The organism is Streptomyces sp. MBT65 (genome assembly GCF_016612545.1).
GTDB lineage: Bacteria > Actinomycetota > Actinomycetes > Streptomycetales > Streptomycetaceae > Streptomyces.
Genome location: NZ_JAENRY010000005.1, coordinates 42,124 through 65,426 on the forward strand (window position 1 = coordinate 42,124; position 23,303 = coordinate 65,426).

Here is a 23,303-nt window from a genome sequence, read left to right on the forward strand (position 1 = left end):
GAGGTCAGTCGCTCACGGTGGTCACCAGCGCCGCCAGCGCGGCGGCGAGCCGGGCCACGCCGGGGCCGTCGGCCGGGCCGCCGGGCTCCGTCATGTAGGTGTCCCGGCGGATCTCCACCATCAGGGCGCCGACGGCCGGCTCCGTGCCGTAGAACTCCAGCGGGACGTAGACCCCCCGGAACGGGCTGTCGAGCCCGGTCTCCCCGCATTCCGCGAACGCTTCCCGGGCCGCCGACAGCAGTGCGGGCGGGGTGTGGAAGGGGTCGGTGCCCAGGCAGACGGCCGGGCGGGGGTCGGTGCCGTGCAGTTCGTAGGGGAGCGCGGCGGTGGGGTAGGAGTGCAGGTCGACGAGGACGGCCCGGCCGGTCGCGGCCAGCCGGTCGGCGACGGCCTCCGTCATCGCGCGGGCGTACGGGCGGAAGTAGCGCTCGACCAGCGGCTCGGGGTCGTGGTCGGCGGGCCGTAGGTCGGCGTGGTGCGTGGTGCGGGTGTAGACCGCGCCCATGCCCACGGAGAGCATCTCCTCCCGCTCGTCCGGGAAGCGTTCCGGATCGACGACCAGGCGTGAGAGCCGGTTGACGAACCGCCACGGCGCGACGGCACACGCGCGTACTGCCTCGGCGGCGATCCGGGCGGTGTGGCTGTCGGTGATGTGGTCCAGTTCGCGCTCGAGCGCCGGGTCGTCCAGGAGGAGGTCCGCGCGGACGTCGGCCGGTATCTCCCGCGCGGAGTGCGGCACATGGAGGATCACGGGCGAGTCGGCGGCGCCGGGCAGCAGCTCGAAGGACGGCGAGGAGGGCGAGGACGGCGCGGAGGGTGGGGACACGGGCGGCTCCCGGGGGCGTTGTCAGTGGCGTGGTGCAGGATCAAGGTATCCGCAGCGACGATCACGGACCGGGGGGAGCACCACCATGCCCGTCAGCAACGAGCAGATCACCGAGCACGCCTTTCTGCGCGGGCTGTACCGGGACGCCTACTACCCCGACCACGTCGTGGACCTCGGCACGACGATCCTGCTGCGCCTGTGCGAGCGCATCGAGACCGAGTGCCCCGCCGACCTGCCCGCGCTGTACGCGCTCACCGAGGTCGCCACCGAGGAGTTCAACGCGCTCCAGGACGACTTCGAGGCGGCCGACAGCGAGATCGAGACCGTCGCCCGCGAGGAGATAGCCGAGGACTTCTGGTTCGTGGCCAAGACGTACGGCTTCGCCGATGCGGATGTGGAAGAGCTGATCGCGGTGCGGGACTGGTGAGCTGCGCCGGTCGGGGCCGGTGAGCGGTGCTCTGCCCGGCGTCGGCGGCCGGCTGAGGTTCCGGCACGGGTGAGCGCCCGACCGTTCCCCGGAACGCGGCCGCCCCGGCCGGAGAAGACCCCGGCCGGGGCGGAGGGACAGGTGTCCCTTCAGGCTTCGTGCGTCAGCTCAGGGATGCCAGCGCGTCGTTCCACGTCGTCGACGGGCGCATGATCTTCGCGGCCTTGGCCGGGTCGGGCTGGTAGTAGCCGCCGATGTCGGCCGGGCTGCCCTGCACCGCGCCGAGCTCCTCGACGATCTGCTGCTGGGCGTCCGCGAGGGTCTCGGCGAGCGGCGCGAAGGCCTTCGCGAGGTCCGCGTCCTCGGTCTGCGCGGCCAACTCCTGCGCCCAGTACAGGGACAGGAAGAAGTGGCTGCCGCGGTTGTCGATGCCGCCGACGCGCCGGGTCGGGGACTTGTCCTCGTTGAGGAAGGTCGCCGTGGCGCGGTCGAGGGTGTCGGCGAGGACCTTGGCGCGGGTGTTGCCGGTGAACGTCGCGTACTGCTCCAGGGAGGGAACCAGCGCGAAGAACTCACCGAGCGAGTCCCAGCGCAGGTAGTTCTCCTTGACGAGCTGCTGCACGTGCTTCGGCGCGGAGCCGCCGGCGCCCGTCTCGAAGAGACCGCCGCCCGCCATCAGCGGGACGACCGACAGCATCTTGGCGCTGGTGCCCAGCTCCAGGATGGGGAAGAGGTCGGTGAGGTAGTCGCGCAGCACGTTGCCGGTCACCGAGATGGTGTCCTCGCCGCGGCGGATGCGCTCCACCGACAGCTTGGTGGCCTCGACCGGGGCGAGCACACGGATGTCCAGGCCCTCGGTGTCGTGCTCCGGCAGGTACGCCTCGATCTTCTTGATCAGCTGGGCGTCGTGCGCGCGGGTCTCGTCCAGCCAGAACACCGCCGGGTTGCCGGTGGCGCGGGCCCGCGTGACGGCCAGCTTCACCCAGTCCTTGATCGGGGCGTCCTTGGTCTGGCAGGCGCGGAAGATGTCGCCCTTGGCGGCCGACTGCTCCAGGACGACGGTGCCGGCCTGGTCGACGAGGCGGACCGTACCGGCCGCCGGGACCTCGAAGGTCTTGTCGTGGGAGCCGTACTCCTCGGCCTTCTGCGCCATCAGGCCGACGTTCGGCACCGAGCCCATGGTGGACGGGTCGTAGGCGCCGTTCGCGCGGCAGTCGTCGAGGACGGCCTGGTAGACGCCGGAGTAGGAGGAGTCCGGGAGCACCGCGAGGGTGTCCGCCTCCGCGCCGTCCGGGCCCCACATGTGGCCGGAGGTGCGGATCATGGCCGGCATCGAGGCGTCGACGATGACGTCGGACGGCACGTGCAGGTTGGTGATGCCCTTGTCGGAGTCGACCATCGCGAGCGCGGGGCCCTCGGCGATCTCCGCGTCGAAGGACGCCTTGATCGCGTCGCCCTCGGGCAGCGCGGCCAGGCCCTTGAGGATGCCGCCGAGACCGTCGTTCGGGGAGAGACCGGCGGCCGCGAGCGTGGCGCCGTACTGCTCGAAGGTCTTCGGGAAGAAGGCGCGGACCACGTGGCCGAAGATGATCGGGTCGGAGACCTTCATCATCGTGGCCTTGAGGTGCACGGAGAACAGGATGTTTTCGGCCTTGGCGCGGGCGATCTGCGCGGTGAGGAACTCCCGCAGCTCGGCCACGTGCAGCACGGAGGCGTCGACGACCTCGTCCTTCAGGACGGGTACGGACTCGCGCAGCACCGTGGTGGTGCCGTCCTCGGCGACCAGCTCGATCTTCAGCGAGCCGGCCTCGGCGATCGTCACGGACTTCTCGGTGGAGCGGAAGTCGTTCTCGCCCATGGTCGCGACATTGGTCTTGGAGTCGGCCGACCAGGCGCCCATGCGGTGCGGGTGGGTCTTCGCGTAGTTCTTGACCGAGGCGGGGGCGCGCCGGTCGGAGTTGCCCTCGCGCAGGACCGGGTTCACGGCCGAGCCCTTGATCTTGTCGTAGCGCGACTGGATGTCCCGCTCCTCGTCGGTCTTCGGGTCGTCCGGGTAGTTCGGCAGCGCGTAGCCCTGCTCCTGCAGCTCGGCCACGGCGGCCTTGAGCTGCGGGATGGACGCCGAGATGTTCGGCAGCTTGATGATGTTGGCCTCGGGCGTCTTCGCCAGTTCGCCCAGCTCGTGCAGGGCGTCCGGGATCCGCTGGTCCTCGGTCAGGTACTCCGGGAACACGGCGATGATGCGCCCGGCCAGCGAGATGTCCCGCGTGGTCACGGCGACACCCGCCTGCGAGGCGTACGCCTGGACCACCGGCAGGAAGGAATACGTCGCCAGGGCCGGGGCCTCGTCAGTGTGCGTATAGATGATGGTCGAGTCAGTCACCGGTGCTCCGCTCCACGTCTGCAACATTGCTCGACATCAAGATATCTCGTGATGCGGTACCGCTCGACAGCGGTCCGTCCGCACTGCGCGAACACCAGTCCGACGATCAAGGGCAACCGTTCGGCCGATCCCGTGGTCAGTAACGGGTGGATCACCTTCACTGACCGACGGCCGGAGCCGACCACCCGGCCGCCCGAGCGAAAGCGGATCATGAGAAATCGCACCAGAGTGACGGCCCCGGTGGCCGCGATCATCGGTACGGCCACGGCACTGACCGTGGGTTCCCCGGCCTTCGCGGCCGGACGGGGGAGCGGCGACGCGGTGATCGGAGGGGGGAACGGCGACACCGCGACCGGACGGGAGACGGGCGACGAGGGCGCCGAGACCCTCGGCGACCCGGTGTACCCGAGCCTCGGCAACGACGGCTACCGCGTCCGGTCCTACGACCTCGACCTCGCCTACGACGCGACGACGAAGCTCGTCGACGGCACGGTCACGATAGAACTGCGCACCACCGAGGCCCTGACCCGGTTCTCCCTCGACGCCCTCGGCCTCGACATCCACGAGGTCCGCGTCCAGGGCCGTAGAACCGATTTCGAGCAGGCCGGCGCGAAGCTGCGGATCACGCCCGCCAGGACGCTCCCGGCCAAGGCCCGGGTCACCGTCCGCGTGGAGTACTCCGCCGACCCGGCCCGCGCCGCCGCGCCCACCGGCGGCTGGGTCCTCACCCCCGACGGTTTCGCGGTGTGCGGTCAGCCGAACCTGGCGCACACCGTCTTCCCCTGCAACGACCACCCCAGCGACAAGGCCGACTTCACGTTCCGGATCACCGTCCCGGACGGGCTGCGCGGGGTCGCGAACGGTCAACTGGTCTGCACCGAGCGGCTGGACGGCGACCGGACCGCGTTCGGCTACCGCTCGCGCTCGCCGATGGCGACCGAGCTGGTGCAGCTCACCGTCGGCGACTACGTCGTCAAGGAGCGCCGCGGCCCGCACGGGCTGGCGCTGCGGGACATCGTGCCCACCGCGCGCGCCGCCGCCCTGGAACCGGCGCGCGCGCTGACGCCGGGCCAGGTGGACTGGCTGGAGCAGCGGCTCGGGGCGTTCCCGTTCGAGACGTACGGACTGCTGCCCTGCAACTCCGACAGCCCGACCGCCTTTGATTTCACGGGACTCGAGACCCAGACCCTCACCCTCTACAAGCCGAACTTCCTGCTCCAGGAGGAGAGCAAGATCGGCTCGCACATGATGCACGAGCTGGTCCACTCCTGGTTCGGCAACAGCGTCAGCCCCGCCACCTGGGCCGACCTCTGGCTGAACGAGGGCCACGCGGACTTCTACGGCCTGCTCTACCGCTACGAGCGCGGCTGGCCCGACTCCCTCGGCCTCACCACGATGGAGGCCCGCATGAAGAACACCTACGCGCGCGGCGACCAGTGGCGCCACGACTCCGGCCCGGTCGCCGCCCCCAACGAGGCCAACCTCTTCGACAACCAGCGCTACCTGGGCGGTGTCCTGGTCCTGTACGCCCTGCGTGAGTTGATCGGCGAGGGCACCTTCCACGCCGTGGAGCGCGCCTTCCTCGCCCGGTACCGCGACTCCTCGGCGACGACGGAGGACTACATCGCCGTCGCGTCGAAGGTCTCCGGCCAGAACCTGTCCGGCTTCCTGCGGGACTGGCTCTACGGTACGGCGACGCCGCGCATGCCCGGTCATCCGGACTGGACGGTGACGCCGGTGAACCCGTCCCTCGCCGCCCCGCACAGCCGGACCGGCGGGCACTACCGCGACAACTCGGCGACGCTGTGAGGGAGTTGACCGATCAGGGCGGGCCGAGCCGGCCTTGACCCGTCAGTCGAGCCGGGTGGAGGGGACTTCGCCCGGCTCGTCCTCCGGGATCCGCTGCTGCGGTATGGCGATGGACCCCTGCTGGAGCGCCACCGTCCGGGTCGGTGCCGGAATGCGGATGCCCTCCTCCCGGTACCGCCTGTGCAGGCGCTTGATGAACTCGTGCTTGATACGGAACTGGTCGCTGAACTCGCCCACCCCCAGGATCACCGTGAAGCCGATCCGCGAGTCGCCGAACGTGTGGAAGCGGATGGCCGGTTCGTGCTCCGGGATCGCGCCGGTGATGTCGGTCATGACCTCGGCGATGACCTCCATGGTCACCTCCTCGACATGCTCCAGGTCGCTGTCGTAGCCGACGCCCACCTGGACCAGGATCGTCAACTCCTGCTCAGGACGCATGAAGTTGGTCATGTTCGTCTTGGCGAGCTGGCCGTTCGGTATCACGACGAGGTTGTTGGAGAGCGCCCGTACGGTCGTCTGGCGCCAGTTGATGTCCTCGACGTAGCCCTCCTCGCCGCTGCTCAACTTGATGTAGTCGCCGGGCTGGACGGTCTTGGAGGCGAGGATGTGGATGCCCGCGAACAGGTTGGCGAGGGTGTCCTGAAGAGCGAGCGCCACGGCGAGACCGCCGACGCCGAGGGCGGTGAGCATCGGCGCTATCGAGATGCCCAGGGTCTGGAGCATCACCAGGAAGCCGATGGCCAGGACCAGTATCCGGGTGATGTTGACGAAGATCGTGGCCGAACCGGCCACCCCGGAGCGGGAGTTGGTGACCGCCCGGACGAGCCCCGCTATCACCCGGGCCGCCGACACCGTCACGGCGAGGATGATCAGCACCTTGAGGCTCTGGTTGACCTGGTGCTGGACCGTGTGCGTCAACGGCAGCGCCGCCCCCGCGACCGCCGCGCCACCGGCGATCGCCGACCACGGCAGCGCGGTCCGCAGCGCGTCCACCATCACGTCGTCGCCGCTCCACCGCGTACGGTCGGCGTGCTTGCCGAGCCAGCGCAGCAGCACCCGCAGCAGAAACGCCGCCAACAGGCCCGAGGCCAGCGCTATTCCGGCGAGCATGAAGTCGTCCAGGGTCGGCGTGCGGTTCATCGGTCACCTCCGGGAAGGGAAACGGTGGCGAAGGGCGCCGCCGATGGCCGGATGTGAAGTGTCGTCACGTTGTCCACCTGCTCGAAGTGCGGGCATTGCGGGTACTGCCGTCGCGCCGGCCGAGACGTTGCCTCGCGTCGACGCGACCACTCATCCTGCCGTATCCGGACGGGGGGTTCGTACCTGGTCCGGGGCTGTGAGCACGGCTTTCGGACGAGTGACTCGGTGAGCATCAGGACACGGGTCCCCCGGCCGTCGCCCGAGGGCACGCCGAAATCGTCGAGTTGCTACCCGAGGAGGCGAGTCATCCCCAACTGGGCAGATATATCTACGAGTTGATCGATGATCAGAAACGCTTGACGCGGTGTGCGACCCGGCGGCAGGCTGTCGGGCGTTGATCTACGAGAGGGGTGGTATGACGGGACCGGTACTCGCCGTCGACCAGGGAACATCCGGCACGAAGGCCCTGGTGATCTGTCCCGAACGTGGAGTGATCGGCACCGGGTTCGTCTCGGTGGGGACCCGTCGGCTGCCGGGCGGCCTGGTCGAGGCCGACCCCGAGGAACTGTACGAGTCGGTGATCGTCGCCGGGCGTCGCGCGCTCGCCGAGGCCGACGAACCCGTGACGGCGCTGGGCCTCGCCAACCAGGGCGAGACGGTCCTCGCCTGGGACCCCGACACGGGGATGCCGCTCACCGACGCCATCGTCTGGCAGGACCGGCGGGCCGAGAGCGTCTGCGCCGAACTCGCCGAGCACGCCGACGAGTTGCGCCGGATCACCGGTCTGCCGCTCGACCCGTATTTCGCCGCACCCAAGATGGCCTGGATCCGCCGCCACCTCACCCGCGACGGCATGGTCACCACCAGCGACTCCTGGCTCGTCCACCGCCTCACCGGCACCCACGTAACCGACGCCGCCACCGCCGGCCGCACCCAACTCCTCGACCTGGACAAGGCCGCTTGGTCGCCCCGCGCCCTCGACCTCTACGGACTCGTGGACGAACGTCTCCCGGGAGTCGTCGACTGCGCCCGACTCATCGGTACGACCACCGCGTTCGGCGCGGAGATACCCCTCACCGGACTCGTCGTGGACCAGCAGGCCGCGCTGCTCGCCCAGCGCGTCACCGCGCCCGGCGCCGCCAAGTGCACCTACGGCACCGGGGCGTTCCTCCTCGCGCATACCGGTGACACCCCCCGGCGCGGGGACTCCGGACTGGTGAGCTGTGTCGCGTGGCGGCTCGGCGGGCGGACCAGTTACTGCCTCGACGGGCAGGTGTACACGGCCGCGTCCGCCGTCCGCTGGCTCACCGACCTCGGCGTCATCACCGGCCCCGCCGACCTCGACCGCGTCGGAAGCACCGTCCCCGACAACGGCGGTGTCACCTTCGTCCCCGCCCTCGCCGGGCTCGCCGCCCCCTGGTGGCGCGGCGACCTGCGCGGCTCCCTCACCGGACTCGCCCTCGACACCACCTCCGGACACCTCGTACGCGCCCTCTGCGAGGGCCTCGCCGCGCAGGTCGTCGAACTCGCCGAAGCCGCCGCGACCGACCTCGGCACGCCTCTGGACGTGCTGCGCGTCGACGGCGGTCTGACCCGCTCGGCCCTGCTCATGCAGACCCAGGCCGACCTCCTGCAACGCCCCGTCGAGGTGTCCGCGCTGCCCGACGCGACCGCCCTCGGCGTGGGCGCCCTGGCCCGACTCGGCGCGGAACCGGGGCTGACACTCGCCGACGCCCTCCCCGACTGGAAACCCGCCGCCGTCTACGAACCACGCATCACCCCCGACCACGCGGCCGAACGCCTCGCCGCCTTCCGCACCGAGGTCACCGCCCTGCTCGACCGGGCACCCGTATGACGGTCACGCTCAACGGACCGCTGCCGTCGGGGAGTTACGACGTGGCGGTGGTCGGCGCAGGTGTGGTCGGCTGCGCGATCGCCCGCGAACTCGCCCGCCGTCCACACCTGCGCGTGGCCCTCGTCGAGGCACAGGACGACGTCGGCCAGGGCACCTCGAAGGCGAACACCGCGATCCTGCACACCGGCTTCGACGCGGTACCGGGCTCCCTGGAAGCACGCCTCGTCCGGGAGGGGGCACGCCAACTCGCCGCGTACGCCGCCGAGTCGGGCATTGCCGTCGAGCCGGTGGGCGCGCTGCTCGTCGCCTGGGACGAGGAACAACTCGCCGTGCTACCGCACTTGGCGGAGAAGGCCGCACGAAATGAATACGCCCACGCCCGCCTGATCGACCCTTCCGAACTCTACGAACGCGAACCGCACCTCGGCCCGGGCGCGCTCGGCGCCCTGCACGTGCCCGGCGAGAGCGTCATCTGCCCCTGGACGACGACTCTGGCGTACGCGACCCAGGCCGTCCGGCACGGCGTCGACCTGCACCTCAACTCGCCGGTCAACGGGGTCAGTTACCGCGAGGGCGGGCACCTCCTCAGCACCGCCCGGGGAACCCTCCGCACCCGCCGGCTCGTCAACGCGGCCGGACTGCACGCCGACACCCTCGACCGCCACCTGGGGCACCACGACTTCACCGTCACCCCGCGCCGGGGCCAGCTCATCGTCTTCGACAGGTTCGCCCGCGATCTGCTCCACCACATCCTCCTGCCCGTCCCCACGGCGCGCGGAAAAGGGGTCCTCGTCGCCCCGACCGTCTACGGCAACCTGCTCCTCGGGCCCACCGCCGAGGACCTGGACGACAAGCGCGCGACCGGTTCGACCGCCGAAGGCCTCGCCCTGCTGCGGGAGTTGGGCGCGCGCATCCTCCCCGCGCTCCTCGACGAGGAGGTAACCGCCGTCTACGCCGGCCTGCGCGCCGCCACCGAACAGGACGACTACCGCATCACCGCCCACCCCGAGCAGGCTTACGTCACGGTCGGCGGCATCCGCTCCACCGGACTGACCGCATCCCTCGCCATCGCCTCCCATGTCACCGCGCTGCTGGCCGACACGGGCCTCGATCTCGGCCCGTCGCGGGCCCTGGCACCGGTCCGTATGCCGAACCTCGGTGAGACCCACCCGCGCCCCCACCGGAACGCCCGACTCGTCGCCGCCGACCCGGAGTACGGCACCCTCGTCTGCCACTGCGAGCGCGTCTCACGCGGCGAGATACGGGACGCGCTCGCCAGTACGGTGCCACCGCGCAACCTCGACGGACTGCGGCGGCGGACCCGGGCCCGGGCGGGGCGCTGTCAGGGGTTCTACTGCGGCGCGGCCGTACGGGAGTTGTTCGAAGGGGCAGGTGCGTGACCCGCCCGACGCGCGAAGTCGACGTCCTCGTCGTCGGTGCGGGACCCGCCGGACTCGCCACCGCCGCACGCCTCGCCACGGCCGGAGTTGCCAGGGTCGAAGTCCTGGACCGGGAACAGCACGCAGGGGGAGTGCCCCGGCACTCCCACCACGGCGGCTTCGGCACCTGGACGCATCCGCTCACCGGACCCGCGTACGCCCGCCTGCTCCACACCGCCGCCGTACGGTCCGGTGCCGTTGTCCGTACCGGGACCACGGCCCTCGACTGGTCGGGACCCCTTGCCCTCGACACCGCGGGTCCGCAGGGCCCGGAGACCGTCCGCGCGCAGGCCGTCGTGCTCGCCACCGGTGCCCGCGAACGGCCGCGCGCGGCCCGGCTGGTGCCGGGCACGCGCCCCGACGGGGTGTACACCACAGGGGAGTTGCAGCAGGCGGTGCATCTCCACGGGCAGCGGATCGGGACCCGGGCCGTCGTGGTCGGAGCGGAGAGCGTCTCCTACGCCGCCGCCGACGCCGTACGGGCCGCCGGGGCCCAAGTCGTCGCCATGGTCACCGAGTTGCCCGTCCCCCAGACGACAGCCACCCGGGCCCACGACGCCCGCCTCCGCCACCGCATCCCGCTCCTCACCGACACCACGGTCAGCGAACTCCTCGGCCACGGACGGCTGTCCGGCGTCCGCGTCCGGCACCGGGACGGCCGTAGCGTCCGACTGGTCTGTGACACCGTCGTGTTCACCGGTGACTTCGTGCCCGAGCACGAACTCGCCCGGCGGGGACGCCTCGACCTGGACCATGGCACCCGGGGGCCCGCCGTCGACGGGAACCTGCGCACCTCCCGGCCCGGGGTGTTCGCCGCCGGCAGTGTGCTGCACCCCGTGGAGGGCGCGGCCACCGCCGCCCGCGAGGGGGCCCAAGTCGCTGCCGGTGTTATGGAGTTGCTCGCCGGTGCCGAGTGGTCCCGCGCCACCGTTCCCCTGCTCGTCGAGGCGCCCCTGCGCTGGATCGCCCCGAACCGGGTCGCCCCGGGCGACGACCGACCGTACGTCCTGCGGACCTCGGCCCTGGTCGACCGGCCGGTGCTGCGCGTTGTCCAGGACGGGCGGCCACTGCATCAGGAACGTCTGCGGACGGCCGTGCCGAATCGCACGCTGACCCTGGCAGCGGGCTGGACCCGGCTCGTCGACACGGCCGGTGGGCCGGTGCGGGTGATGCTCTCCGGGCGCTGAGTTCGGACAACCGGGCGCTCAACCTGCCGCAGTAGGCGCCCACTTCACACATTCCGCGCTCCTCGGGCCCTCCCGTGTCCCGATACGACGATGACCGACGCAACCACGACAACGACCGTCCCGGCCGTTCAGGTGCGCGACCGGGCCACCTGGGCGGAGCTCTTCTTCGATCTGGTCCTCGCGTTCGGCGTGGGCCAGATCGCGCACCTGCTCGCCGGACACGCCACCTGGCCCGTGCTGGGACAGTGCCTGCTCGTACTCGTCCCGCTGTGGTGGGCCTGGGTGGACGTCGTCATGGCGATGAACGCCGTACAGGAGACCAGTCTGCAGCGGGTGTTCCTGATGCTGACCGCGCTCGCCGTCTACGGCATGGCCGTCGCCGCCCCGCAGGCCCTCGACGACCGGGAACAGGCCCTGCTGTACGCGGGCAGTTACCTCGCCCTGCGCCTGCTCATCGGCGAGGCCATCCGCCGGGAGTGCGCCCTCTACACCATCCACCCCTACCGGGCCGGACTCGCCTTCGCGCTCGTGCTGTTCGCCGCCGCCAACCTCCCCGTCCCCTGGCGCGAGGTGTGCTGGGCGGTCGCGGTGGTCGCCGAGCTCGCGGCACCCGTCCTGCTCAGCGGCCATCTGCGGCGGCTGGCCTTCGGCGTCAACCATCTCCCGGAAAGATTCGGCCTGTTCATCATCATCGCCCTCGGCGAGAACATCTTCTCCGTCGGCGCCGGAGTCGCCAAAGGCCCGCTCGACCCGGTCAGTCTGACCGCGCTCGTCCTCGCCTTCCTCATCGGCTGCGCCCTGTGGTGGCTTTACTTCCATCTCGTCGCCTCGGCCGTCGCCCACGCCCTGCGCACCCACCCCACCCCCGCCGTCGTCGTCCGCGATGTCCTCAGCTACGGCCATCTCGTCCTGGTGGCAGGGCTGTTGCTGGTCTCCGTCGGCGCCGTACGGACCGTCCACGAGCCGCTGCGGACCCCGCACTCCGGTGCCGCCGGACTGCTGCCCGTCGGCGCCGCCCTGATCCTGCTGACGTTCTGCTACACGCGCCGCCGGATGTTCGGCGCCGCGTCCGCCACCCGCTTCTACTGCGGCCTCGTGCTCCTGGCCGCGGCCGCCGTGGCACCCCTCCTGCCGGCCCTCGCCGTACTGGCCCTCACCTCCCTGCTGCTCCTGCTGGTCAACGGCGTGGAGCACTGGCTGATCAGCTCCGGCCGCAGGGTGCCGCTGGTGCTGCGCGCACGCTCGTTCGGCACGACCTGACGTAGTGCGGGGCCGGACCCCGGGCAGTGCCGGGGTCCTCCTCGCGACGCGCGCGAGGGGGCTCAGGGCGCTCCTACGGTCGCCGTATGCAACTTTCCCGTTCGGAAGAGGAGGTGGCGTGATGCCGAACCGCAACGCCTTACCGGCCTTGCTGTCGCTGTCACTCGGCTACTTCAGCCTGGGGACGATCTCGCTGGCGGTCGTCGGCCTCAACGGTCCGATCGGGGACGATCTGCACGTCCAGCCCGCCTCGGTGGGCATCCTCGTCACCGTCTTCGCGCTGACCTTCGCCGTGTTCGCGCCCAGCGCCCCCATCCTGCTGCGCCGCTGGAACCGCAAGCGCGTCCTCCTCGTCGGCATCGGGCTGCTCACCGTCGGCGCCGTGCTCGGGGCCGTGGCCCCCAACTACGGCTTCCTCACGGTCACTCGGGTCCTCGCCGCGATGGGCGCCGCCGTCTTCGGACCCGGCGCCTCGGCGGCCGGCGCGCTCATCGTCCCGCCGGAGCGCCGGCAGCGGGCGCTGGCCACCGTCTTCGGCGGGATGACGGCCGCCGCCGTGCTCGGGGTGCCGCTGGCCTCGTTCCTCGGCGGCAGCCTCGGCTGGCGTCCGGCCCTGCTCGGCGTGGCCGCGCTCTCCGCGATCGCCTTCGTCACGGTGTTCGTGTTCGTCCCCGAGATCCCGGCCGGCGAACCCCCCACCGTGCAGGCCTACCGGGGTGCGCTGCACACCCCAGCCACCGTGGCCACCGTCTCGACGACCCTGCTGTTCATGGCCGCCCAGTTCACCGTCTACGGCATCGCGGGCGCCTATCTGAAGGACCGCTTCGACGCGTCGTCCGGACTGATCTCCGTGACCCTGCTCGCCTTCGGCGTCATCGGGGTCGCGGGCAACGCGTCCGCGCCGAGGATCGCCGAACGGATCGGCGGCGACCGCACCGTGGGCCTCGCCGTCACCGGACTCGCGGTGGGCTTCGCCCTGTTGCTGGTCGCCCCGCACTCCCGTGCGGGGCTCGTCTTCTTCGCGTTCTGGGCCTTCTTCAGCCAGCTCTACCAGGCCCCGCAACAGGCCCGGCTGGTCGAACTGGTGCCCCTGCAACCGGGGTTGATCCTCGCCCTCAACGCCGCCGCGCTCTACCTCGGGATGAGCCTCGGCAGCTTCATCGGCAGCTCCCTGCTGCCGGGCGTGGGCGCGGGCCCCATCCCGGCCGCGGCCCTGGGCGTGCTCGTCCTCGCCGCGCTGGCCCATCTGCTGTCCGTCCGGCAGGTGTCGGCGGCCAAGGCCGCCGAGCAGCCCGCCACACCTGTACACATCAGTTAGCCAAGGAGAACTCATGAGCAGCCACCAGGTGCACTTCGTGCGCGAATACCTGGAGACCGTCTGGAACCAGGGGGAGGTCGAGCTGGCCGACAAGTACCTGGCCGCGGACCTCATCCAGCACAACCCGAACCTGCCCGACGGACGGGAGCCGCTGGTCGAGTTCATCAAGGGCTTCCGCAAGCAGCTCCCCGACGCACGGTTCGAGATCAAGCGCGCGGCGGGCTCGGGCGACCTGGTCTTCGTGCACACCCACTTCCGCGCCACCGCGACGGACCGGGGCTCCGTCGTCGTGGAGATCTTCCGGCTCGAAGGCGGACTCATCGTCGAGCACTGGGACGTCCGCGACGAGATCCCGGAGACCACGGTCAGCGGACACGACGTCGTCTGACGCCCCCTCAACTCCTGCCGCCCAGAAGGCTCCCGGCCTCCTGGGCGGCAGTTTTTCGTCCAGCCACCAGAAGACGAAGGAGACAGCAGTGACACAACGACAACCCGACCGGCGCCCGGCCGCCGGCCTCACCCGGCGCGGCCTCCTCGGCACCGCGACCGCCGTGGGGATCGGCGCGGCCGTGGTCCCCACCCGCGCCCTGGCCGCCGACAACACGGTCACCACCACTCCCGCCGCGGTCACCGTAGGACCGTCGGACGCCCGCTATCTCGACCTCACCTCCCGCGGCTACAACGCGAGATTCACCGCCGCCCCCGACTCGATACGGCTCGTCCACACCACCGCGCAGGTGGTGTCCGTCGTCCAGGAGGCGGTCGACGCCGGCAGGCGCATCGGGGTGCGCGGCGGCGGGCACTGCCTGGACGGACTCGTCGACGACCCGGACGTACGGACACTCGTCGACATGTCCGAGATGGACACGGTCCGCTACGACCCCGCCCGCCGCGCCTTCCTCGTCGAGGGCGGCGCCACACTCGGCCACGTCTACCGCACCCTGTACCTGGAGTGGGGCGTGTCCCTGCCCGGCGGGACCTGCCCGACCGTCGGCGTCGGCGGCCATGTCACCGGCGGTGGCTACGGCGCGATGTGCCGCCAGTACGGTGCCGTCGTCGACCACCTCCACGCCGTGGAGGTCGTCGTGGTCGACGCCTCCGGCACCGCCCGTGCCGTGGTCGCCACCCGCGAGGCCGACGACCCGCACCGCGACCTGTGGTGGGCCCACACGGGCGGCGGCGGAGGCACCTTCGGCATCGTCACCCGCTACTGGTTCCGCGCCCCCGACGCCACCGGCAGTGACCCCTCGACCCTGCTTCCCAGACCGCCGAAGACCCTGCTGAAGTCGACGGTCGCCATCAAGTGGAGCGACCTGACGGAGGCCGCCTTCACCGCGCTGATCGCCAACCACGGCGCCTGGCACGCCCGCAACAGCGTCGCCGGTTCGTCCTACGACAGCCTGCACAGCGTCCTGATCCTCTACAACCGGATCCAGGGCAGCCTCGTCCTCAACACCCAGATGGACGGCACCCGTTCGGACGCCTCTGCTCTCCTCGACGCCTACGTCACGGCGGTGACCGGCGGCATCGGAGTCCCGTACACCGACGCCCGCTCCTCCTGGCCCTGGCTCAAGACCACCCTCAAGGACCCCTACGACACCGGTCTTTACAACCGCACGAAGTCCAAGGGCGCCTATCTGCGCCAGGGTTGGTCCGCCGCACAGGCCCGCACGCTCTACGGCTATCTCTCCGACGCCACCTACGACGGACATGCCGGCATCCTGCTCTACTCCTACGGCGGCAAGGTCAACACCGTGTCGCCCACGGCCACCGCGCTCGCCCAGCGGGACTCGGTCCTCAAGGCCAACTTCACGACGTACTGGCCCGATCCGACCCAGGACGACCGGCACGTGGCCTGGATGCGCGCCCTGTACCGCGACCTCTACGCGGACACCGGTGGCGTGCCGGTGCCCAACGACACCAACGACGGCTCGTACATCAACTACCCCGACACCGACCTCACCGACCCGGCCTGGAACACCTCCGGCGTGCCCTGGCAGACCTTGTACTTCAAGGGAAACCTCGCCAAGTTGCGCCAGGTGAAGGCCACTTGGGACCCGGGCAACGTGTTCCACCACAAGCTGTCCGTCACCGCGAACTAGCACCCGCACACCACGAAGCCCCCGCCTCGCGTGCACGAGGCGGGGGCTCGGTGTTGCCCGGCGCGGGGTCAGACGAGTTCGGCCGGGAAGCTCACCCCGGTCAGCGACTCGCTCAGCGCGCGCAGCCGGGCGCGGTCGCGCTCGTCGTAGGCCTGGGCGCCCGCCCGGGACCGCTGGGTGCGGTTGAAGTAGGCGCCCGTCACGGTGTCCAGGGCCGGATCGGTGATCATGCGCAGGGTGCTGTGCACGCCCTCCTCGACCGTGGACTGCGGGGTGAAGAGGTTCACCACCATCTTCGTCGGCATGTACGACGCAGGGTGCAGGGCGTTGACCGTCACCCCGGTGCCGTGCAGCCGCTCGGCCAGGTCGAAGGTCAGGCTGATCTGGGCGAGCTTCGCCTGGCAGTAGGCCTGCACCCCGTCCCAGTTCCGCTCCAGCATCACGTCACGGAAGTCGATCGGCGCCTGGCCCGCGGAGCTGACGTTGACGATACGGGCCGGGGCCGAGCGCACCAGCAGCGGCGCGAGCCGGCAACTGAGCATGTAGGCCGCCAAGTAGTCGACCTGGAAGGTGAGTTCCAGTCCGTCCTGGCTTTCGTGCCGGGCCAGCTCGACCCCGATGCCGGCATTGTTCACCAGCGCGTCGAGCCGGTCGTGGGTGGAGAGGATCCGGTCGGCGAGCTTGCGGATGTCCTCCAGCGAGGAGAAGTCGGCCAGTTCGTAGCTCAGCCGTTCGTTGCCGGTGGACGCGCGCAGTTCCGCCAGCAGCTCGGCGCCCTTGGTCGCGCTGCGGCCGTGCAGGATCAACGACGCCCCGTGCGCGGCGAGTTCACGGGCCAGCTCACGGCCCATGCCGTCGGTGGCGCCGGTGAGGAGGATGGTCTGGTCGGGGACGGGCCTCATGGTGGTGCACTCTCCTGTCAGGCGTACGTGGCCAGTTCGTCGGTGGACTGATCGGTGTATCCCTGGCTGACCTCCAGCACGACGCCGTCCGGGTCGGACACCCACACGGTCTTCCAGCCGGGGATGAACGCGTCGAAGGTCAACGGGCCGAGCAGCGGCTCCAGTTCGCCGCCGGCCGCGGCGAGGAACGCGTCCACGTCGTCGACCTGGAAGGCGAGATGGCGTGCCGTGCCGGGGTTGTCGGGACCGTCCTTCGCCGTGGTGAACAGGGCGTCCGCGTCGGTCGCGAACAGCTCCAGATAGACCGGGCCGTTGCGCAGGAACACCACGCGGACCCCGTCGGCCTCCACCACCCGGGCCCGGGCGAACCCGAAGTGCCGGGTGTAGAAGTCCTCCGTGGCCTTCTGGTCACGGCAGTTGAGGCCGACGTGCGACCAGCGCAGGCCGGCCGGGGCGGAAGTCGTCATCGCCGTCACGTCCCGGTGACCGCGGCGAACGGCACACTGTCGTGGAAGTTCGCGAAGTACGTGATGAGGCCGCCGGTGACGCGGAAGTAGTTGCACACCTTGGCCTCGACGGTGACACCGTCATGGGTGCGGCCGGTGATGTCGGAGACCACCGCGGCCTGCTCGCCGTCCACGACCACGTGCCGGGGGACGTTGGCGAAGGAGGCGTACATCTCCGGGAAGCCCTTCATCATCTCCCGGAGGGTCTCGCGGCCCTCGACATGACCGGCCAACTGCTCGTCCATGGTCTGGTCGACGGCGAACAGGTCGCACCAGGCGTCCCACTCGCCGGAGTTGGCCAGCCGGTAGTACGTGTCGACCACTTCTCGGGTGTTCATGCGCCCGTCCTTTCCTGTGGCTGTTGCGCGGGTACGGGATCGATCAGGGGAGCGGGACGCCGACCTGGCGCATCAGGCCCGCGGTGTCGGCCTGCACCCAGCGCTCGACGACCTTGCCGTCCTCCAGCCGGTAGACCTCCAGGCTGGTCCAGGAGACCTCCCTGCCGGTGGGCTCCTGGCCGAAGAACGGTGCGATGTGCTTGCCGTGGAAGGTGATGTGCATGATCACCTTGTCGGGCGCGGCGGGGTACAGCGCGTCGAGGCCCACGCGGAAGTCGAGCCCGTCGTAGGCGCCCTGGATGATCCCCTTGAGCTCCTCCAGGCTCTCGCAGCTCCACGCCGGGTTGTTGTCGTGGAACGTCGGCCCGAACAGGTCGTCGAGGGCGTCCAGACGGCGCTGGTTGACGGCGTCGCTGACCTGCTGGACGACGGCCAGGTTCAGGGCGTCCGAGGAGATCTGCTCGCGCAGGCCGAGCATGTCGTCCTGTGCCCAGCGCTCCACGAACAGGCCGTTCTCGACCCGCCAGATCTCGGTGGTGGACCACTCCACCTTGCGGCCCGTGGCCGGGAAGCCGAGCAGCGGCGCGAGATGCGTGCCGGTCAGCTTGACCCGGGTCAGCACCCGGTCCTCGCCGAGCGCCGACAGCTCGTCCAACTCGCCTTTCAGATCAAGGGAGTTGTACGCCCCGCGCAGCGCCTCCAGGTAGGAGTCGATGCCGGTGATGTCGAACCCGGGGTGGTGGTCGGTGAAGCCGGCGGCGATGACCCGGGGGATCTCCGCCAGGTCACCGGAGTTGAACGCTTCGAGGAAGCGCCGGTACAGCTGAAGGTTCTCCTGCTGGGACTGGTCGAGGTCGGACATGGTGCATCCCCTAGCTCAAGTGGACGTCGGACAGGGACGGTTGGGAGTCGGCCGCGGCGGCCGTCTCGCGGACGAACGCCGCCGCGCGCTCGCCGATCAGCACGGCCGGCGCGTGCGTGTTGCCCGCGGTGATCGACGGCATCACGGACGCGTCGGCTATCCGCAGCCCCGCGATGCCGTGCACACGCAGCTCCGGGTCCGTGACGGCGTCCGGGCCCGTGCCCATCCGGCAGGTGCCGGCCGGGTGCCACAGGGTGGTCGCGTTCGCGGCGATGTACCGGCGCAGCTCCTCGGGCCCGGTGATGTCCTTGCCGGGGCCCAACTCGTCGCCGCGGAACGGGTCGAAGGCACGGGTGGCGGCCAGCTCGCGCGCCAACCGCACGCCGTGCACGAGGACATCGAGGTCGGCCGTGGAGGTGAGGTAGCCGGCGCTGATGACGGCGTTGGACTCCGGGCTGCTGCCGCGCAGCCGTACCCGGCCCCGGCTCTGCGGCCGCAGCGCGATCGGCGCGAAGGTGAAGCCGGGCCCCTCCCACTGGTCGGCGGGGGCGTCGGCCGGCAGGAACTTGATGGGACCGAAGGTGAATTGGAGGTCGGGGGAGTCCTCGGGACCGGCCTCGCGGGTGTGGGTGAACAGCCCCGCCTCGGACAGCAGCGCCCCGTCCGGGTGCTCCTGGAGCGACTGGTAGCAGATCGGCACGAACAGGTGGTCCTGAAGTCCGGCGCCGACCCCGGGCAGATCCTGCACACAGCGGATGCCGTGCTCCCGCAGATGCGCGGCCGGACCGATCCCGGACAGCATCAGCAGCTTCGGCGTCTCGAACGCCCCGGCGGACACGATGACTTCACCCTCGGCGCGCAGTTCGCGCCGGGTGCCCTCGTGGACGTACTCGACACCCGTGGCCCGCGCCCCGGAGAGCAGCAGCCGGGTGACCAGGGTGTCCGTCAGCACGGTCAGGTTGGGGCGCCCGAGGGCCGGGCGCAGATAGGCGTCGGCGGTGCTGCACCGGTGGCCCGCGTCGTCGCGGAACGTCTGGTACAGGAAGCCGAAGCCCTCCTGCCGGGCCCCGTTGTAGTCCCCGTCGGTTTCTGTGGCGTACCCGAGTTCACCGGCACCCGCCACGAACGCCCGGGCGATCGGCGCGGGCCGGTCTAGCTGCCGCAGCCGGACCGGACCGCCCGCGCCGCGGAACTCGTCGGCGCCGCCCGAGTAGTCCTCGGCCTTGCGGAAGAACGGCAGGACGTCCTCGTACGACCATCCGGTGGCGCCCTCGGCGACCCAGCGGGTGTAGTCGTGGCGGCTGCCGCGCACCCACATCAGGGCGTTGACGGAACTGCACCCGCCGACGACCTTGCCACGGGCCACGGGGACACGGCGGCCCTCCATGCCCGCCTCGGACTCGGTGACGTAGCCCCAGTCGATCTCGCCGCGCCACTCGGCGGTGAGCAGCGAGAGGACCGAGGCCGCGTCGGCCCGGTGGATCTCGGGGCGCTCGTCCCAGCCGCCCGCCTCCAGCAGGACCACGCTCACGGACGGGTCCTCGCTCAGCCGGGCCGCGACCGCACAGCCGGCCGAGCCGGCGCCGACGACGATGTAATCGGCCCCGAGGGGCACCGACTTCGACGGCATGTCAGCCTCCAAAAGGTGACGGGGAATCAGATGGCGGCCGGCTCGCCGACCCGGTAGTCGACGATCAGCGGACGGGCACCCGGCTCGGGGCGCTCCAACTGCCACTTCTGGTTGATCCGGAAGGACGAAACGGTGCCGTCCGCGGTCGACTTGGCGGTCCACACCACCGTGACGTCGAGGTCGATACGGGTGCCGTCCTCCTGCTGAACGACCTTCTCCACGGTGTGACTCTGGTCGGTGTAGGCCTCGCCGACGGCCGTGTACCAGTCGAGGAAGTCCGCGTGGCTGTACAGGGTCCGCTCCGGGAAGGCCATCACCAGGCCCTGGTCGGCGACGAAGGGCAGCAGCTCCTCGACCGGGGCGTGCTCGCTCAGCAGGTCGTACCAGCGCTGCACGAACTCGGCGATCTCCCGGTCGGAGCCGGTCTGTTCGCTCGGCATGAATGTCTCCGCTCATCGGGGTTCCGCTCCCGGGGTCCGGAAGCGACACACGACCGATGACCCCACAACCGCGCCCGCCCCGGCCGCCCGTGCGCGCGGACGGGCCGCACTGTGCGAAGTCGCCGCCGCAGCTGCGGCAACTCCCGGCGGAAGCCGTCGAGTCCACACGTCGAAGATCGATGGCCAGGACATGCCGTAGTGCGTTCGGCCACTTGAGGATGTGCCGCGACCCGGGCCCCGCCGACGACCGGCGCGAACGACCGCGACGTACACAGGAATTCGCCAGTCGGCACCGTCCCGCCGAACGGGAGGAACCCCATGAGCAAGCGCATTCTGGTCGTCCTGTCCGAATACGGTTACTGGGGTGAGGAGTTGATCGGCCCCCTGGAGACCTTCGACCAGGCCGGCTACCACCTCACCTTCGCCACCGCGACCGGCAAGCGCCCGCACGCGCTGCCGCCGAGCATGGACCCCGAGTACGTCGACCCGCCCCTCGGCCGCTCCGTCACCACGCCCGAGACGGCCGCCAAGGTGCGGAAGGTCGAGGCCTCCGACCGCCTCGACAACCCGCTCGACCTGTCGTCCTGGCTGCCCGACCGGCCCTACCGGTCCAAGCCGTACTTCCTGCGCGACTGGGAGGCCTACAACACCCGTCTGGAGCAGGTGCGTTCACAGATCGCCGACCGCTACGACGCGCTCCTCATCGTCGGCGGCAGCGGACCGATCGTCGACCTCGCCAACAACTGGCGCGTCCACGACCTGATCCTCGCCTTCCACGCACTGGACCGGCCGATCGCCGCCGAGTGCTACGGCGTCGCCTGCCTCGCCTTCGCCCGCGACCAGGAGACCCGCGTCTCCCTCATCCGCGGCAAGCACGTCACCGGCCACTGCATCGAGTACGACTACAAGGACGGCACCGGTTTCCTCGGCACCGACTTCGTGATGGGCCCGCCGCCCTACCCGCTGGAGTACATCCTGCGCGACGCCACCGCGCCCGGCGGCGCCTACCACGGGAACTTCGGCAAGGAGACCTCCGTCATCGTCGACTACCCGTTCATCACGGGCCGTTCGACGCCCGACTCCTACCTGACCGGACAGAAGACCGTCGAGGTCCTCGAAGAGGGCCTGCGGCAGTGGGGGTTCACGGCGACCGCCTGAGGCCGCCGCGATCCCCTTTGCTCCGACGAGAGGTGAGCACGATGGACAGCAGGCCCGCGCGGATCGCGCTGCTCGAACAACTGCAGGCCGAAGGGGTCCGGTTCATGTTCGGCAACCCCGGCACGGTCGAGCAGGGGTTCCTCGACGAACTGCGCTCCTTCCCCTCGATCCAGTACATCCTGGCCCTCCAGGAGTGCACGGCCGTCGGAATGGCGGACGGCTACGCACGCGCCACCCGCACCCCGGCGGTCCTGCAACTCCACTCCGGAGTAGGGCTCGGCAACGGCATCGGCATGCTCTACCAGGCGATGCGCGGCCACGCCCCGATCGTCACCCTGGTCGGCGAGTCCGGGCTGCGCTACGACAGCATGGACGCGCAGATGGCCGCCGACCTGGTCGGCATGGCCAAACCGGTGACCAAGTGGGCCACCCGCGTGGTCGATCCCGACTCCACGCTGCGCGTCCTGCGCCGCGCCTTCAAGGTCGCCGCGACCCCGCCGTACGGACCGGTGCTGGTCGTGCTGCCCGCCGACGTCATGGACCACGACACCGCCGAACCGGTGATGCCCGTGTCCTACCCGGAGACGCGCAGCCTGCCGACCCCGGACACCGTGGCGAAGGCCGCGGCCCTGCTCGCCGAGGCCCGCAACCCGATCGTCATCGCGGGTGACGGCGTCCACTTCGCGGGCGCCCAGACCGAGTTGGGGCGGCTGGCCGAGGTGTGGGGCGCCGACGTGTACGGCGCGGACTGGGCCGAGGTCAACCTCTCCGTCGAACACCCCGCCTATGCGGGCCAGTTGGGCCATATGTTCGGAGAGCAGAGCCGGAAGATCACCGGCGCGGCCGACGGTGTCCTCATTGTGGGCACCTATGTGCTGCCCGAGGTGTACCCGGCCCTCGACGGCGTCTTCGGTGCCGGTGTCCCGGTCGTGCACATCGACCTGGACTCCGGCGCGATCGCCAAGAACCACCCCGTCGACCTCGGCATCGTCGCCGACCCGAAGGCCACCCTGAGCCTGCTCGCGGACGCGCTGGGCCGGGAGATGGGCCTCGGGCGGCGGACGGCGGCGGCCGAGCGGCTGCGCCGGCACGCCGCGCAGCGCTCGGCCGCGCTCGCCAAGGCCGACGAACGGGCCGAGGCCGCCGCCGAGGCAGCGGAACTGCCCACGGTCGCCCTCGCCAAGGAGTTCGCCCGGCGGCTGCCGTCGGACGCGATCCTCTTCGACGAGGCACTGACGGCGTCCCCGGCGCTCTTCCGCCGGCTCCCGCCGACCGTGCCCGGCCAGTGGATGCAGACCCGCGGCGGCTCCCTCGGCGTCGGCATCCCCGGCGCGCTGGGCGCCCAACTCGCCCACCCCGACCGCACGGTGGTCGGATTCACCGGCGACGGCGGCAGCATGTACACCTTCCAGGCGCTGTGGACGGCGGCCCGCTACGGCCTCCCCACCAAGTTCGTCATCTGCAACAACGGCAGCTACAAGCTCCTCGAGGACAACATCGAGGAGTACTGGCGGGACCAGCGCATCCCCGCCCACGAACAGCCCGAGATCTTCGACCTGAGCAGCCCGGCCGTCGACTTCGTCTCGCTCGCCGGCTCGCTCGGCGTGGCCGCCGTCCGGGTCGAGAAGCCCGGGCAGGCGGAGGAGGCGGTCGCCCAGGCGCTCGCGCACCGCGGGCCGTTCCTCATCGACCTGGTGACCGCCAAGGGGAAGGGGTAGTCG

Annotated in this window: 20 protein-coding genes; 11 read left to right on the forward strand and 9 right to left on the reverse strand. The window is 70.9% G+C overall.

Annotated features, from left to right (window positions below; all coding sequences use genetic code 11):
* Positions 1 to 4: 4 nt before the first annotated feature.
* Positions 5 to 826 (reverse strand): N-formylglutamate amidohydrolase, encoded by an 822-nt coding sequence (locus JHN63_RS02715; RefSeq protein WP_200677022.1) that lies wholly within the window; start codon positions 824 to 826, stop codon positions 5 to 7.
* 85 nt (positions 827 to 911) lie between these two features.
* Here JHN63_RS02715 and JHN63_RS02720 point away from each other — a divergent pair, with 85 nt between their 5' ends.
* The gene (locus tag JHN63_RS02720; protein WP_200677023.1) at positions 912 to 1,253 is read left to right on the forward strand and encodes a DUF5713 family protein; all 342 of its coding nucleotides are present in this window, start codon (positions 912 to 914) and stop codon (positions 1,251 to 1,253) included.
* Positions 1,254 to 1,416: 163 nt separating this feature from the next.
* Here the strand turns inward: JHN63_RS02720 and JHN63_RS02725 are convergent, their stop codons facing one another.
* The gene (locus JHN63_RS02725) at positions 1,417 to 3,636 is read right to left on the reverse strand and encodes an NADP-dependent isocitrate dehydrogenase (RefSeq protein WP_200677024.1); all 2,220 of its coding nucleotides are present in this window, start codon (positions 3,634 to 3,636) and stop codon (positions 1,417 to 1,419) included.
* A gap of 210 nt (positions 3,637 to 3,846) precedes the next feature.
* Here JHN63_RS02725 and JHN63_RS02730 point away from each other — a divergent pair, with 210 nt between their 5' ends.
* Entirely contained in the window at positions 3,847 to 5,445 is a 1,599-nt protein-coding gene (locus JHN63_RS02730) for a M1 family metallopeptidase (RefSeq protein ID WP_200677025.1), read from the forward strand.
* A 42-nt stretch (positions 5,446 to 5,487) separates the two neighbouring features.
* Here JHN63_RS02730 and JHN63_RS02735 read toward each other — a convergent pair whose 3' ends face one another.
* Complete coding sequence (locus JHN63_RS02735) at positions 5,488 to 6,585, reverse strand: mechanosensitive ion channel family protein (protein WP_200677026.1); 1,098 nt, start codon at positions 6,583 to 6,585, stop codon at positions 5,488 to 5,490.
* A 415-nt stretch (positions 6,586 to 7,000) separates the two neighbouring features.
* On the opposite strand from JHN63_RS02735, the gene JHN63_RS02740 reads away from it, so the two are divergent.
* From JHN63_RS02740 to JHN63_RS02770, 7 genes are all read left to right on the forward strand, one after another.
* Entirely contained in the window at positions 7,001 to 8,440 is a 1,440-nt protein-coding gene (locus JHN63_RS02740; RefSeq protein ID WP_200677027.1) for an FGGY family carbohydrate kinase, read from the forward strand.
* Complete coding sequence (locus JHN63_RS02745) at positions 8,437 to 9,840, forward strand: FAD-dependent oxidoreductase (RefSeq protein ID WP_200677028.1); 1,404 nt, start codon at positions 8,437 to 8,439, stop codon at positions 9,838 to 9,840. The genes JHN63_RS02740 and JHN63_RS02745 overlap by 4 nt, the downstream gene beginning before the upstream one ends.
* A complete protein-coding gene (locus tag JHN63_RS02750) occupies positions 9,837 to 11,066 on the forward strand; it encodes an NAD(P)/FAD-dependent oxidoreductase (protein WP_200677029.1) in 1,230 nt (409 codons plus the stop codon). The genes JHN63_RS02745 and JHN63_RS02750 overlap by 4 nt, the downstream gene beginning before the upstream one ends.
* Before the next feature lie 90 nt (positions 11,067 to 11,156).
* Positions 11,157 to 12,326 carry a low temperature requirement protein A gene (locus tag JHN63_RS02755; protein ID WP_200677030.1) on the forward strand — a complete coding sequence of 390 codons (1,170 nt, stop codon included), beginning with the start codon at positions 11,157 to 11,159 and terminating at the stop codon, positions 12,324 to 12,326.
* Between the two features lie 121 nt (positions 12,327 to 12,447).
* Positions 12,448 to 13,644: an MFS transporter gene (locus JHN63_RS02760; protein ID WP_200677031.1), complete on the forward strand. Its 1,197-nt coding sequence runs from the start codon at positions 12,448 to 12,450 to the stop codon at positions 13,642 to 13,644.
* A 13-nt stretch (positions 13,645 to 13,657) separates the two neighbouring features.
* Complete coding sequence (locus JHN63_RS02765) at positions 13,658 to 14,032, forward strand: nuclear transport factor 2 family protein (RefSeq protein ID WP_200677032.1); 375 nt, start codon at positions 13,658 to 13,660, stop codon at positions 14,030 to 14,032.
* A gap of 88 nt (positions 14,033 to 14,120) precedes the next feature.
* Positions 14,121 to 15,746: an FAD-dependent oxidoreductase gene (locus JHN63_RS02770; RefSeq protein ID WP_200677033.1), complete on the forward strand. Its 1,626-nt coding sequence runs from the start codon at positions 14,121 to 14,123 to the stop codon at positions 15,744 to 15,746.
* A gap of 68 nt (positions 15,747 to 15,814) precedes the next feature.
* On the opposite strand, the gene JHN63_RS02775 is transcribed toward JHN63_RS02770, so the two are convergent.
* The 6 genes from JHN63_RS02775 to JHN63_RS02800 are packed head-to-tail and all read right to left on the reverse strand — an operon-like array spanning position 15,815 to position 20,424.
* Positions 15,815 to 16,648, reverse strand: a complete 834-nt coding sequence (locus tag JHN63_RS02775; RefSeq protein ID WP_200677034.1) for an SDR family NAD(P)-dependent oxidoreductase — start codon at positions 16,646 to 16,648, stop codon at positions 15,815 to 15,817.
* Positions 16,649 to 16,665: 17 nt separating this feature from the next.
* Complete coding sequence (locus JHN63_RS02780; protein ID WP_200677035.1) at positions 16,666 to 17,115, reverse strand: VOC family protein; 450 nt, start codon at positions 17,113 to 17,115, stop codon at positions 16,666 to 16,668.
* 5 nt (positions 17,116 to 17,120) lie between these two features.
* Positions 17,121 to 17,492, reverse strand: a complete 372-nt coding sequence (locus tag JHN63_RS02785) for a nuclear transport factor 2 family protein (protein ID WP_200677036.1) — start codon at positions 17,490 to 17,492, stop codon at positions 17,121 to 17,123.
* Between the two features lie 43 nt (positions 17,493 to 17,535).
* Complete coding sequence (locus JHN63_RS02790; protein WP_200677037.1) at positions 17,536 to 18,354, reverse strand: ester cyclase; 819 nt, start codon at positions 18,352 to 18,354, stop codon at positions 17,536 to 17,538.
* Positions 18,355 to 18,364: 10 nt separating this feature from the next.
* On the reverse strand, positions 18,365 to 19,984 hold the full coding sequence (locus JHN63_RS02795; RefSeq protein WP_200677038.1) for a GMC family oxidoreductase: 1,620 nt from the start codon (positions 19,982 to 19,984) through the stop codon (positions 18,365 to 18,367).
* A gap of 26 nt (positions 19,985 to 20,010) precedes the next feature.
* The gene (locus tag JHN63_RS02800) at positions 20,011 to 20,424 is read right to left on the reverse strand and encodes a hypothetical protein (RefSeq protein ID WP_200677039.1); all 414 of its coding nucleotides are present in this window, start codon (positions 20,422 to 20,424) and stop codon (positions 20,011 to 20,013) included.
* 318 nt (positions 20,425 to 20,742) lie between these two features.
* Here JHN63_RS02800 and JHN63_RS02805 point away from each other — a divergent pair, with 318 nt between their 5' ends.
* Positions 20,743 to 21,582: a type 1 glutamine amidotransferase domain-containing protein gene (locus JHN63_RS02805; protein ID WP_200677040.1), complete on the forward strand. Its 840-nt coding sequence runs from the start codon at positions 20,743 to 20,745 to the stop codon at positions 21,580 to 21,582.
* 41 nt (positions 21,583 to 21,623) lie between these two features.
* Positions 21,624 to 23,300, forward strand: a complete 1,677-nt coding sequence (locus tag JHN63_RS02810; RefSeq protein WP_200677041.1) for a thiamine pyrophosphate-binding protein — start codon at positions 21,624 to 21,626, stop codon at positions 23,298 to 23,300.
* Positions 23,301 to 23,303 lie beyond the last annotated feature (3 nt).

What these genes read in the sequence shown, in the direction of transcription:
- JHN63_RS02720 (WP_200677023.1), top strand. Translation starts at nt 912, where the DNA reads ATGCCCGTCAGCAACGAGCAGATCACCGAGCACGCCTTTCTGCGCGGG.
- JHN63_RS02730 (WP_200677025.1), top strand. Translation starts at nt 3,847, where the DNA reads ATGAGAAATCGCACCAGAGTGACGGCCCCGGTGGCCGCGATCATCGGT.
- JHN63_RS02735 (WP_200677026.1), bottom strand. Translation starts at nt 6,585, where the DNA reads ATGAACCGCACGCCGACCCTGGACGACTTCATGCTCGCCGGAATAGCG.
- JHN63_RS02740 (WP_200677027.1), top strand. Translation starts at nt 7,001, where the DNA reads ATGACGGGACCGGTACTCGCCGTCGACCAGGGAACATCCGGCACGAAG.
- JHN63_RS02745 (WP_200677028.1), top strand. Translation starts at nt 8,437, where the DNA reads ATGACGGTCACGCTCAACGGACCGCTGCCGTCGGGGAGTTACGACGTG.
- JHN63_RS02755 (WP_200677030.1), top strand. Translation starts at nt 11,157, where the DNA reads ATGACCGACGCAACCACGACAACGACCGTCCCGGCCGTTCAGGTGCGC.
- JHN63_RS02760 (WP_200677031.1), top strand. Translation starts at nt 12,448, where the DNA reads ATGCCGAACCGCAACGCCTTACCGGCCTTGCTGTCGCTGTCACTCGGC.
- JHN63_RS02765 (WP_200677032.1), top strand. Translation starts at nt 13,658, where the DNA reads ATGAGCAGCCACCAGGTGCACTTCGTGCGCGAATACCTGGAGACCGTC.
- JHN63_RS02775 (WP_200677034.1), bottom strand. Translation starts at nt 16,648, where the DNA reads ATGAGGCCCGTCCCCGACCAGACCATCCTCCTCACCGGCGCCACCGAC.
- JHN63_RS02780 (WP_200677035.1), bottom strand. Translation starts at nt 17,115, where the DNA reads ATGACGACTTCCGCCCCGGCCGGCCTGCGCTGGTCGCACGTCGGCCTC.
- JHN63_RS02785 (WP_200677036.1), bottom strand. Translation starts at nt 17,492, where the DNA reads ATGAACACCCGAGAAGTGGTCGACACGTACTACCGGCTGGCCAACTCC.
- JHN63_RS02790 (WP_200677037.1), bottom strand. Translation starts at nt 18,354, where the DNA reads ATGTCCGACCTCGACCAGTCCCAGCAGGAGAACCTTCAGCTGTACCGG.
- JHN63_RS02795 (WP_200677038.1), bottom strand. Translation starts at nt 19,984, where the DNA reads ATGCCGTCGAAGTCGGTGCCCCTCGGGGCCGATTACATCGTCGTCGGC.
- JHN63_RS02800 (WP_200677039.1), bottom strand. Translation starts at nt 20,424, where the DNA reads ATGCCGAGCGAACAGACCGGCTCCGACCGGGAGATCGCCGAGTTCGTG.
- JHN63_RS02805 (WP_200677040.1), top strand. Translation starts at nt 20,743, where the DNA reads ATGAGCAAGCGCATTCTGGTCGTCCTGTCCGAATACGGTTACTGGGGT.
- JHN63_RS02810 (WP_200677041.1), top strand. Translation starts at nt 21,624, where the DNA reads ATGGACAGCAGGCCCGCGCGGATCGCGCTGCTCGAACAACTGCAGGCC.